Origin of the sequence: Cellulophaga sp. 3_MG-2023, from assembly GCF_030546975.1 — a bacterium.
In the GTDB taxonomy this organism is placed as follows: domain Bacteria; phylum Bacteroidota; class Bacteroidia; order Flavobacteriales; family Flavobacteriaceae; genus Cellulophaga.
This window is the reverse complement of sequence record NZ_JAUOPS010000006.1, coordinates 102,602-115,743: the sequence shown is the minus strand read 5'-3', so window position 1 is coordinate 115,743 and position 13,142 is coordinate 102,602. Positions and strand designations below refer to the sequence as shown.

Sequence of the window (13,142 nt, the reverse complement as noted above, 5' to 3'; positions counted from 1 at the left end):
CATATGAAAAATAACATTTTGACGCTTATAAGCGTTACACTTTGTTCATTATGTTTTTCTCAGAATAATAGTGTACAAATAGATTTTACTACTCAAAAATTTATTGGAGATAAAAGTGAACTAAACAGAGAAAAATACTTTGCAATGCACGCGTCATACAATGACGGTGCTTTGGCTGAAGACCCCAATTATTTATTTAACGACCTAGGTATTAAATTTGGGAGAACATTTGCTGGGCCAGGACCTTTTTCTAAATATAAAAAAGGAGATTTATCTGTAAATAATGCTACAAAATTAGCTATTGCAAATGCACAGAGGTTTAAACAAGCTCCTTTATTTGCTACACAAAAAACAACAGATTTAATTATTACAAATCACCCTAGAGATGCTTACAAACTAGGAATGAATTTTGAAAAAGCTGCAACTTTTAACGTTACATACATTAAAAAAGCATATCCTGTAATGCCTAAATATTATGAGGTTATGAACGAGCCTTTTGTACACGCAAAAGATTTTGTAGATAGTTATGATAAGACTCCTAAAGTAATTTTAGAAATGTCTAAATTTCATAAAATAGTAGCAGATAAAATACACGCAGAAATTCCTAATATTATGGTTGGTGGTTATAGTGCTGCTTGGCCAGAATATGACAAAAACAACTTTGCTATTTGGAACACTAAAATGAAGGTTTTTATGGATACTGCTGGGGAAAGTATGCAGTTTTTTGCTACTCATATTTATGATGGCAGAAATGTAGAAGGCGACTTTAATTATAGGTCTGGGAGTAATTCTGAAGCAATTTTAGACCTTATTGAGTCTTACGGTTACCAGAAATGGGGTGTTGTAAAACCTCATCTAATATCTGAATACGGTTACACTGCAAAAGGTTTACAAGGGCAACCTTATTCTGCTGCATTAAATGGTATTTGTTTAACATCATACAACAACATATTAATGTCTTTATTAGACAAACCAGACAGGTTACTTAAAGCAGTACCATTTATTACAGGTAAAGCAACGTGGTTTTATAAAGATAGTAGAAACCCAGATGGTCATCCTTATCCTTGGGTAATACTACGTAAAGGAAAAAATGGGGCGTACAAATACACACATCTAAGAAAGTTTTGGCAGCTTTGGAAAGGTGTGCAAGGCAAACGTATTTACGCAACATCTAACAATCCAGACATACAAGTACACGCATTTGCAAATAAAAATAAAGGTTATGTAGCATTAAATAATTTAGCTAATAATGCACAAACTATTAACTTAGATTATTTAAACACTAGTAATAAATTAGTAAGCAACTTAACTATAAAAAGGTCTTATAACAACAAAAATGGTATTCCAAAACTCGTTTTTTTCACTAATGAAAAAGCTATAAAAGAACTAACTTTAAAACCTGGTGAAACTATTATTTTAGATTATGACTTAGCAGACTATACATTTTCTAATGTTATTAGAGAAAACAATTACTATTCTAAATTATGCCTACAGGAAATAAAAGCCAATACGCCATTAGTATTTACTGTAGATAATGTTATGGCAAATAACAAAGGTATAGCAACTATAAAAATGGGACTTGGAAGAGCTCATAATTTATCTAAAAAACCTATTGTTAAAGTAAATGGCACTAAAATTACCGTGCCAAACAATTGGGCTGGGTATGACCAAGCTGGTAGAGAACAGTTTTTTGGTGTAATACCAATACCTACAGATATAAAAAACATAAAGAATGGGAAAAACATAATAGAGCTAACTTTTCCTGATTCTGGTGGCTATGTTAGCTCTGTAATTGTTAATGTAGAAAAATTTAAAAACTAATTTATGCAGCGTTATACAAAACTCTTACTAACTGGAATTTTATTTTCACTGACTATTGGTTGCCAACCCAAACAAAAAGAAATTGCTACCAATACCAAACCAAATGTAATTTTAGTAATTACAGATGATCAAGGCTATGGTGATATTGGTGCTCACGGAAATTCTATTATAAAAACACCTAATATAGACAGTTTATATTCTGAGAGTTATCACCTAACCAATTTTCATGTTAGTCCTACTTGCGCACCTACTCGCGCTTCTTTAATGACTGGCAGATATGCTAATAGTACTGGTGTGTGGCACACAGTAGGTGGTTGGTCCTTACTTAGGGAGCAAGAAAAAACTTTGGTTAATATGTTTGAAGAAGCTGGCTACAATACAGGTGGTTTTGGTAAATGGCATTTGGGTGACAACTACCCACATAGACCAAAAGATAAAGGTTTTAATGAAACAGTAATGCACGGCGGCGGCGGTGTACAACAAACTCCAGATTATTGGAACAATACTTATTTTAACGACACATACTTACATAACGGAAAACCAGAAAAATACAATGGTTATTGTACAGATGTGTTTTTTACAGAGGCCATTAATTTTATAGAAAAAAGTAAAGACAAACCCTTTTTTTGCTACATAGCACCAAATGCGCCACACGGTCCTTACAATGTACCTAAAGCGTATTACGACATTTACAAAGGTTTAAACGATACCATATTAGCCGACACACAAAAGCGTTTTTATGGAATGATTACTAATATTGATGACAATTTTGGTAAGCTTAGAAATAAACTTAAAGAATTAAAGATTACTGATAATACCATCTTAATTTTTATGACAGATAATGGCACATCTGCTGGTTACTACAATAAAAAAGGTAGAGTTACTGGGTATAATGCAGGTATGCGTGGTGCAAAAGGCAGCCATTATGATGGTGGACACAGAGTTCCGTTTTTTATTTATTGGAAAGACGGTAAAATAAGTACTGCAAAAGATATACATACACTTACTGCGCAAATAGATATTTTACCAACACTAGCAGAATTGTGTAACATAGACTTGCCAAAAAATCATTTAGATATAGACGGACAAAGTTTGGTTGCTGTGCTAAAAGGAAAAGATACTTTAGACAATAGGCTTTTAATAACAGACTCACAACGTGTTCAAAATCCAGAAAAATGGAAAAGCTCTGCTGTAATGCAAAATAAATGGCGTTTAATTAATGGTAAAGAACTTTATGATATTAGCACAGATATTGGTCAGAAAAAAGATATTGCAGCTATTAACCAAGAAAAAGTTAAAGAAATGAGAGCCTTTTACAATAGTTGGTGGACACAAGTATCTAAAGACTTTGATAAAGAAATTTACTTTAAAATAGGTTCTAATAAAGAAAACCCTATTACACTAACTGCACATGATATACATGGTAAAGAAACTATGCAGCCTTGGAACCAAATACAAATTAGACAAGGTAAAGTTGGTGCTGGTTATTGGAGTGTAGATATTTTAAAAGATGGTAATTATGAGGTTTCATTAAGGAGGTACCCAAAAGAGTCTAACTTGGCTATTAACACCACTACTCCACCAATTACTACTAAAGAAATTGTTGGTTTGCAAAAAGATATTCCAGAAGGTAAAAACTTAAATTATAGTAAGGCTTCTATACAGTTTGAAAAACAAATAGTTTCTGAAATTGATGTAAAAGAGAATGATTTGTCAGCAAACTTCAATATCAATTTAAAAGTAGGAAAAACTAAGATGTATGCTAATTTTATTTCTGATAAAGGAGAAAAGAACGTGGCTTACTACGTTTATATTAAAAAGTTATAAGATGAAAAAAGTACTATTTTTATTAATGCTATTTACTGTAATTAGCAAAGCCCAAGAAAAACCAAATATTGTATTTATACTTACAGATGACCAATCTTATGATTTGCTTGGTTGTACTGGAAATACAATTGTAAAAACTCCAAACATAGATAAGCTAGCAGATAATGGTATATTATTTACCAATGCACACGTTACAAGTGCTATTTGTACACCAAGTAGAATTTCTATTTTATTAAGCCAGTATGAGCGTAAACATGGTGTAAATTTTAACTCTGGCACAAGTGTTTCAGATGTTGCTTGGCAAAATTCTTACCCTGTTGTTATGCGTAAAAACGGATATTACACAGGTTGGGTTGGCAAAAACCACGCTCCAATAGGTAAAGGTGGTTACCAAAGTGGATTAATGGAAAAAAGTTTTGATTATTGGTATGCTGGTCACGGGCATTTAGGTTTTTACCCTAAGGACAATCATGCTATTTTTAATGATGCTATAGCTTTTACGCAACCAGAAATTATTAATGAAGGTGTAGACGATTTTTTAGATCCAAATGCTCGTAAATTAAAAGGTGCATTACATTTTTTAGAAAATAGACCTGCAGATAAACCTTTTATGCTTTCTATAAATTTTAATTTACCACACGGAGCAGGTACACGCTCTATGAAATTAAAAGATAATGATGACGATATATATAAAACCTTATATAGAGATTTAAACATTCCGTTACCCGATAATTATGTTGCAAAAAAAGATATTACCACACCTAAATTACCTGCTAACTTATTACATGTAAAAGATAGGCAAACAGGATATGATTATGTAGATACACCCGCAACAATTAAAGAACGTTACATAAGAGAATTGGAGGCAATGACTGGCATAGACAGGCTAGTTGGTAATTTAATACAAAAATTAAAAAGTCTTAAGTTAGACAAGAATACTATTATCATTTTTACATCTGATCACGGTCTTTTTAGTGGGCAACAAGGGCTTGGAGGAAAAGCATTGTGTTATGAGCAAACCACACACGTACCTATAATAGTATACAACCCAAAAGCAAAAAAAAAGCTAAAAGGGATTAAGAGTGATGCTTTGGTGCAATCTATAGACATTGCTCCTAGTATGCTTGCAATGGCTGGTATTTCTATTCCAAACACTTATCAAGGAAAAAATATAACTAGTCTTATTAATGGTTCTAAAGCAGAAGTTAGAAAATATGTTTTCACAGAAAATTTATGGTCTACTCATTTTGGAAACCCTAGGTGTGAAGCTGTACAAACTAAAGAATGGAAATACATTAGGTATTATAAAAACAATAATTTTTCTGCAACTAAAGAAATAGCATATGCTAAAGAGTTTAATATTCCTGTAAACGAAATGTTGTATAAAATGCATGATCCGGGTATTGCTGTATATAGAAATTACATAGAGGGCCCTTTACAAGGAGAACAACCTGTGTATGAAGAATTATACAACTTAAAAACAGATAGAGCAGAACTACATAACTTAATAGATAATCCTGAATACAGTTCAGTTTTAAAAAACCTTAAAGCCCAATGGAAAATAGAAATAAACCAAGCTAGAGGTTCTAAAAAAACAGAAGTTTATAGGTATACAAATGATATGTACCCAAGTGCTAAACACTAATAAAAAAGCTTGAGAAGGTTCTCAAGCTTTTTTTATTAATTACCTGCTTATAAACAATTAAGATATTTTGCTTAGTGTTTTACTTAGTATTTTGTTCTTTTATTCTTTGCAGTTGTTTACTATTTAAACCTTGAGAGAAATAGACTTCGGGATCTAGCCACAGTTGCGTGTTTTTCATACTTGGATCGTTAATATCTAAACTTAAATCACAATCAAACCTACCTAAAATACTGTATGATTTATTTGCTGTACCCATATTTGTAAAATGCGACAACCCCCAAGTAATACCTCTACCATTACCGTTGCTATTAAAGGCATCTGCTACGTAAGATCCTGCGGCAGTTGGCATTAAACTTGTTACCGAAGCAATATCAAAATTAACACCATCTGCTGCATATTGAATGGTATTGTTTTCATTACCATCACGAATAACCAAAGCTGCAATTCCTTCTTTAAAAGGAAACAATGCTGTTTCATGACCTGAATTAAATAAAGGATTTAGAGAGTGCTTTGTAAAAGGTCCTAGCGGATGATCTGCAATTGCTAAACCGTTACCAACTAAATAATCTGGTCTGTTTCCGTAAGCTGATTTATAATACACATAAATTTTATTATTGTACACAAGTGGATAAGGATCATGAATTGAAAATTGATCCCAAGTTCCTGGTTCTCCGTTAGGAATAATAATCTTGTTTGCTGGTGTCCAAGGACCATTAGGTGAGTCTGAGTATGATACCGCTACAGGACAATGATCACCTTTTGTACCACTAGCCTCCATAAATGATTGATAATATAAATAATATTTACCTTCCCATTTTAAAATATCGGTAGTGGCAACAGAGCGCCAACCTACTGCTGGCTTTTTTGGCCTTTTTATAGCAATACCTTGCTCTTGCCAAGTAAAACCATCTTCAGATGTTGCAAACCAAATATCACATAAGTCCCAATCTGTGGACGGAATTTCATCTGTTGCTTTATCTGCATTTTTAAAACCTACAGGTGGTACTTTAGTTTCTCTTTTTGTATACCACACATAATACTTTCCGTTTTCTTTTATAATTTTTGAAGGATCACGTCTTGAAATAGTTCCATCTCCTTCATTATAATCTAAGCCTTTTAATTTGGTGTATTTAAAACTAGAGAACAACTCATTATCTTGTGGTCTAGGAGTTAAGTAATTATCATAAAGACGTTCCATTGCTTTACTTAAAGGCCTATTAGGTTTTGTTTTGGGAATATCCCACGGAAACCCTAAACTATTTTCTTCTGCATTTATTTCTGCTACAGCTTCTTCTTTTATTTCACTTTTTTGTGACTGGCAAGCAGCTAACATAAAAACAAACAAACTAGTTTTTACTATTTGTTTTAATAAAGTACCATTCATCTTTTAATTGCTTTACATTATTTTAAATATGTATTCTTTTACAAAGAGTTATTTCTCTTTTGAGATTTTTAAAGGAATTTGAATATTGAATGAGTGTCTCACATTATTCACATCTATAGTATCTGCAGCACACAACAGCGCTAAAGGTTCTCCGTTTTCTAAATATACTTGAGGACGCTCTAGATGATCAAACTTTGTTTCTGTATCATCTTCCCAAACAACTGTTCTATCAGATATATTAAAATACTTGCCCTGCTCCCATTTTATTCCGTCTTCAGAATCATAATGCACTAAAGAAAAAACTCTTTTTTTATCTACTGTTTTAAACCTTTTTACAATAGCTCTGTATTTGCCATCTTGGTACCAGATATAAGGATCTTCTGCCGGAAAACGCTCTCCTTTAAAAACAAAAATAGGATCTGGATATTTTATAAAAGGTCCTGTTGGTGTATCTCCTATAGCTACCAAGTGCACTACCGGACCGCCAGATGGCAATTTATTTTTTTTACCTACCGCTTTGTATACCATTAAAATTTTACCGTTTGGCATTTTACAAACAGACGGGTTAGAAGTCATTAATGCATCATGTGCATTTATGTTGGGCGTAATATCTATAACAGGTTTATCTAATCTTTTCCAAGGTCCGTTTAAATTTTTAGCAACTGCAACACCTATTCTTTGGTTATTTCTATGTTTCCAATTAAGTTTAGGTTTGCCTGGTTTGCTAACAATTTTTTTATCACCTGTATTACCCATATAATATAAGTAGTAATTAGTATCTACTTTTATAATTGTAGGGTTATGCGTGGTACCACCATCCCAAAACTCTACTCCTCTATCTGCTAAGGCTACGTTTTTAAATGTAAATGGTCCAAACGGAGATGGTGACGTTGCGTGGGCTATTTCTGAATAGTTTACCCATTCCCACCCTATATTTTTTGGCCATCTAGAGTAAAACATATGATACAAATTGTCTTCCCCTTTTATTAAACTACCTCCCCAAACACTTTTGCCTTCTTCTTTAAAAATTGATTTTTTTGATACTTTGCCAAATTCAATTTTAAAATTTTCTATTTTTTTTACGACTTCTTTTTTCTCTATTTTTTCTTTACAAGATAAAATTAGCAAGGCTAAAAAAAATGCTATTACTGTGCTTTTCATTATAAATTATTTTTCACAGTTATTACTGGTGACCAATTACTATCTCCGTTTTTATCTTTTCTTTTAATTTGAATAAAATAAGTGTCTAACTTTTTAATTGGGATAGTCATCATACCTCTAGTGTATGTTGTAATTTTATGAAGTAATTTATCTTTACTAACACCGTAACGTACAGTATAAGACTCATCATTTAACTCACCAGAATACCCAACTATTATATGATTATCTCTAATAAAAGTTTGCCAAACCACAGGTGGTAAACTTTTAGTGTTGTTTTTTAACTCTACGCTCTGTGGCAAACTTTCTCCTAAACTATTTACAGCTATTAGATTGGCTTTTATAACAGGTAATTGTAAATCTTTAACCTCAATAAAATTAGCAATTGTAGGTTCTGTTTTTACAGTTTCTCCTTTACTATTTTTATAACTAATAAAATATTCTTCTGCAGCAACCACTGTATTAAAATATACTCTTGTTTTATTTTTACCTGCTACTATAGATGTTACAGTTGGTTTTTCTGGTTTTTGCAAGGCTATCGTTTTTTCAAAGCGCGTATAACCATTACTACTTACCAAAGCAATGTGCATAACCACAGCTTTGTTTATACTTTTAGGTAGTTTTATTTGCCCTTGCCAAACAGCATCTTCTGGTTGCAACACAGGTGATTTTTTAGTCTCGCTACTTATAATTTTTCCGTTAGCATCTTTTAAATTCCATACCAACTCATAATTTACCATTGTAAAACTAGGGTAGTTATTTCTTTCCTTTATTGGAATAACTATAGCGGCCTTAGTCTTATTAAAAGATACTTTAATATCTTTAACCGGACTATTTTCTTTTTGCATTCTTGTATAGAATCTTCGCTTTTGTCGCCAAGCATTTACAATTCCCCAAGTTCTGTTTTCTTCTTCACTAGTACCAATATAACCACTTCTATAATCGTTATATGTCCATAATGAAGCACCAATTACAAACTCATTTTTACCTCTTAAATTATCATTTAAATCTGATGCTTTTGGTAAATCTTCATCTAAAGAAGTAGATTTTAATCTATCTACTCCATATTCAGATAAAAATATAGCCTTATTAGGCCATTTGCTTCTTAATGTAGATATAACACTCTGTGCTGTACCTTGAAAAGAGTAATGATTGTGCATAATTAGATCTGTATTGGTATTGGGATCTGTATTAGGGTTAGCCTCTTTTCTTGCCCCTGTATTACTAACACATGTAACCAACCTGTGAGTATCTAACCCTCTCACATAATTCATCATCATAGTAGCATAAGTATTGTGACCTGTAAGCTCATTACCTACACTCCATCCTATTATACTTGGACTGTTGCTATCTCTCTCTACCATTTCCTTAACCCAAGATTTTATTAATGGATAATTTGGTGCTGTAAATTCTGAATTATCTAAATCTCGTACGTTAACTTCTTCAAACAATAAAATTCCTTTTTCGTCACAACGTTCTATCAGTTTTCTATTTTGCGTTCCGTGCATAATTCGCATAAAATTTGCACCAGCATTTTTCATTAAATCTACATCCTTGTTAATAATTTCTTGTGGTTCTGATGATCCCCAATATCTATGATCACTAACCCTATTGTAACCAGCTAAACGTACAGCTTCACCGTTTAGAATTAAGCTTTTATTTGTTAACTCTATTTTTCTAATACCAAACCTATCGTTTACAGTATGTACTTTTATACCATTATCTAAAAGAGTATGTTGCATTTTGTACAAGTAAGGCCTATCAAAATGCCAAAGCTTAACATCTTTAGCCTTTAAAGAACTCTTTAAAACTAGTTCCTTAGTAGAGTTTGCCTTAACGGTTACTTTTTTAATTATTTCTTGCAGTTGTTTATCTCTATATATGTTGGTTTTAAAATCTAAAACTTTATCTACAGCACCGCTATTTTCTATTCTAATTTTTAACTCTAAACTTGCTGTTCCTTTTTCTAAATCTGGATCTGCATGTATATAATTATGTGTAATACGTACATCATTATTTTTTACCAAAGTAACATCTCTAATAATACCACCCCAGTTCCAGGTAGCACCAACTAATGCATTATTATTTGTTTCTACAGCTAAAACGTTAGGTTTGTTTAGCTCTATATTTTTAGTAACATCTATTTCAAACGGAGTAAAGCCTCCTTGGTGTTCTCCTATAAATTTTCCGTTGAGGTACACTTTTGCTATATGGTAAACACCATCAAACTTTAGTCTAATTTTTTCGTTTTCATCTAGTGTCCATTTATCAGGAGTTGTAAATGTTTTTCTGTACCAAGCTTTTCCTGTGTAATTAGAAAAATCGTTAATCATTCCGTAATGTCCTGGTACTTTTAAATTGTACCAATCTGTATCATCATAATTATTTAAATAAACAGTTTTCTTTTCTTTCTCTGCTTTAATTATTTTTTCTTTAGATACTGGCCTAAAAAGAACAGCATCTGCTGAGACTGATACACCATATACATCTGAGGTAATTTCTATACTATTTTCTTTATCTTTTTCAAAAGTAAAAATACCTAAGCTTAACCACTCATCACAACGATTACGCTGATTAAAATACTGTGTGTCTATACCATTAGCGTGTTGTATATTAACCTTTGCATTTACATTGCTAGCAAACGGAAAACGCACAAATGCTTCATAATAACCAGTTGCGGGTAAATTTGGGGTGTAAGTTACACTAGACTTATCTGTATTATCCTTATAAAAATGTTTTAAGTAGTTATCCTTATAAAAGCCAGAACCTCTTTCTTCTACATTAGTAGTTGTCCATTTTCCTTTTACTTTTACTTGATTGGCATTTAGATTGTCTACAATAACATCTGTACTGCCGGCTTTTATGTTATTGTAATTAGAACCTTCTCCATAAATAGCATTAAACTTCCAGTTGCCATTTAAAGTCATTATTTGTTCTGATTTGTTATTCTTCATTTTTTCTTGAGAAAACCCAAGAGCCATAAACAACAACACAATAATAAATAGCTTATTTTTTATAATTACATACATAAAATTTCAAATATTGAAGCTGGTACATCTTTAGAAGGATGCATTACTTCTATTACTAATTCTGTTATTTTTATAGGACTTTTAAAGTGTATGGAATTTATGGTTTGATAGTTATTTTTTTTATCTGCCAACACTTTACCATTTTGATCTTTAATTTTATAATTACGTACACAAAAAGGAATTACATCTTCTGGGTGCCCCATTAATGTAGACTCCATTGGATGATCATAATCTGTATCAAAAAAGAGCTTAATTTCCTTAACCTCTACCTCTTTACCCCAATTAATGTTTATTGTAGGTTTGTTGTCTTTTAAACTAGCAACCCAAGCATTTGTACCTCCCCAAGGCCTAACATAACCATTACTGCTATTTTCTACATTAAAAGCCTTAATAGCTGGGGAAATTGTCATTGCTATATTTTTACCCTCTGGTCTACGCTGAGGTATCCAAAACTCAAACGTATCTACACCTAAATCTAATGGTGGTGTTTGCTTACCCGTATTTGAAACTGCTTTATTTGTACCATTAAAAACAGATAGTACGCCCGTAAATCTTTTGTTACTATTCTTTAGACTTATTTTATCATTCTTTAAAAAAGTTACAAATGCATATTGATTCACTTTAAAAGTAGATTTGAAAGAAATTGTTACTTTTTGTTCCCCTTTTTTAAGCTGAAATTTATGCGTTTCTAAAATTAAATCTGGAGTATAATTTTTTATATTTTCTGATGAACGAAGTTGTACTTCTAAAACTGTATCTTCTTCTGTATTTACTTCTACAACAAACTCATAAGCTGTATTTGCTTGTAAAGGCAATAATTGTGCTGCTGCAGTTTTTAAGCTTAACCATTCACCATCAAACAAAATAGTGTTTAATTCTAATACAGATGAAGCTGTTACTTTTGCAGAGTTTACTAAATTACTGTTCTTTTCTAGTGGAATATTAGGTATACTTTGTCCGGCAATATTTAATTTATTCTGTAGTACTTTTAAATAATTATCTTCTAAAATATGTTTAGGAAGTATATTGTTAGTAACACACATATGCGCTGCCATACCTACTGCTTGTGCACAAAAACCTGTTGTTGCCATTACACGTGTAGAACCAAAAGCAACGTGACTAGCACTAATTATTCTGCCTGCAAAAAAAAGATTTTCAATTTCATTACCAATAAAAGAACGATACGGAATTTGATAAATTCCTTTAGAATGCCATTGCGTACAACCAGATAATTTACTGTAAATACCATCTGCAGGGTGTAAATCTATTGCCCAACCACCAAAAGCAATAGCATCATAAAACGTTTTTTGTTGTATTACATCTTGCTGTTTTAGCATATACATACCTTTAAAACGACGACTTTCTCGTTTGCCAGGTACAGTCCCTACCCATTCTAATGTATGGTTTTCTACACCATCAAACTCGCCCGAATTTTTAATAAAATCCCAAACACCATATATTACTTTCCAAAGTTCATATTTTATTTCCTCTGTGTCATAAATTGTATCTTTTCTTCCTCCATACTCAAACCACCAAAAACGACAACCTTTATCATCTTTACCTATTGCTTTATACCTTGGAATTTCTGTAATGTCTTTTAATGCAAAAGCTGGTGGTTTATAAGTTACAGGGAAATTTTCTTGCTTACTATAAAAGTACATTGAGTGTCCTAATAACTCCCCATAAGAAGTGTCTGGCGCAAATAATTCTCCAAATTCTTCTTTGGTTTCTGCTCCCATTCTAAATGGTGCACCTGCTTTAAAAGCAACAATACCGTCACCGGATGCATCACAAAATAAAGGCGCACTAATTATATATGTTATTGAGTTTTGACTACAAAACCCTATTACACTATCTATTTTTTTTTCGTTTAACTTTTTAATGTCATAAATGCTGGTATTTAGTAAAAGCGTAATATTATCTTCAACTAGTACTTTTTCTAGTAAAATGGTATCAAAAATAACAGCATTACCTTCTTTATTTCTGTATAAATTCTCAACAAGAATTTCATCTATAACTCCACCTTCTCTTGCCCATCTGTTGTTATTCCCCATATGAGAAGTTGCACCTAAAATCCAAAGTCTAATTTCTGATGAGGCATTGCCTCCCAAAACAGGTCTGTCTTGTACTAATATTGTTTTAGTTCCTTGCCTTGCTGCTGTAATTGCAGCGCAAACACCAGCTATACCTCCACCAACTATAACAAAATCTGTATTTAGCTTAATAGTTTTATTGTCTCTTTTTTGCGGACTATAATTTTCTACCAACATAACAAATA

Annotated in this window: 7 protein-coding genes; 3 read left to right on the top strand and 4 right to left on the bottom strand. The window is 32.1% G+C overall.

Annotated elements, in window-relative coordinates; genetic code table 11:
* The first annotated feature begins 3 nt into the window (after positions 1-3).
* Genes Q4487_RS14300 through Q4487_RS14290 form a run of 3 tightly spaced genes read left to right on the top strand, consistent with a single transcriptional unit; the run spans position 4 to position 5,293 of the window.
* A complete protein-coding gene (locus Q4487_RS14300) occupies positions 4-1,821 on the top strand; it encodes a beta-agarase (RefSeq protein WP_303544886.1) in 1,818 nt (605 codons plus the stop codon).
* 3 nt (positions 1,822-1,824) lie between these two features.
* Positions 1,825-3,648 carry an arylsulfatase gene (locus tag Q4487_RS14295; protein ID WP_303544885.1) on the top strand — a complete coding sequence of 608 codons (1,824 nt, stop codon included), beginning with the start codon at positions 1,825-1,827 and terminating at the stop codon, positions 3,646-3,648.
* Between the two features lies 1 nt (position 3,649).
* Entirely contained in the window at positions 3,650-5,293 is a 1,644-nt protein-coding gene (locus Q4487_RS14290; protein ID WP_303544883.1) for a sulfatase-like hydrolase/transferase, read from the top strand.
* 79 nt (positions 5,294-5,372) lie between these two features.
* Here Q4487_RS14290 and Q4487_RS14285 read toward each other — a convergent pair whose 3' ends face one another.
* The 4 genes from Q4487_RS14285 to Q4487_RS14270 form a co-directional block, all read right to left on the bottom strand.
* Positions 5,373-6,677 (bottom strand): glycoside hydrolase, encoded by a 1,305-nt coding sequence (locus Q4487_RS14285; RefSeq protein ID WP_303544880.1) that lies wholly within the window; start codon positions 6,675-6,677, stop codon positions 5,373-5,375.
* 48 nt (positions 6,678-6,725) lie between these two features.
* Positions 6,726-7,838, bottom strand: coding sequence for a glycoside hydrolase family protein (locus Q4487_RS14280; RefSeq protein ID WP_100895221.1), 1,113 nt, complete (start codon positions 7,836-7,838; stop codon positions 6,726-6,728).
* On the bottom strand, positions 7,838-10,789 hold the full coding sequence (locus Q4487_RS14275) for a glycoside hydrolase family 2 TIM barrel-domain containing protein (protein WP_303544877.1): 2,952 nt from the start codon (positions 10,787-10,789) through the stop codon (positions 7,838-7,840). The genes Q4487_RS14280 and Q4487_RS14275 overlap by 1 nt, the downstream gene beginning before the upstream one ends.
* Before the next feature lie 65 nt (positions 10,790-10,854).
* On the bottom strand, positions 10,855-13,134 hold the full coding sequence (locus Q4487_RS14270; protein WP_303544874.1) for an FAD-dependent oxidoreductase: 2,280 nt from the start codon (positions 13,132-13,134) through the stop codon (positions 10,855-10,857).
* Positions 13,135-13,142: the final 8 nt, after the last annotated feature.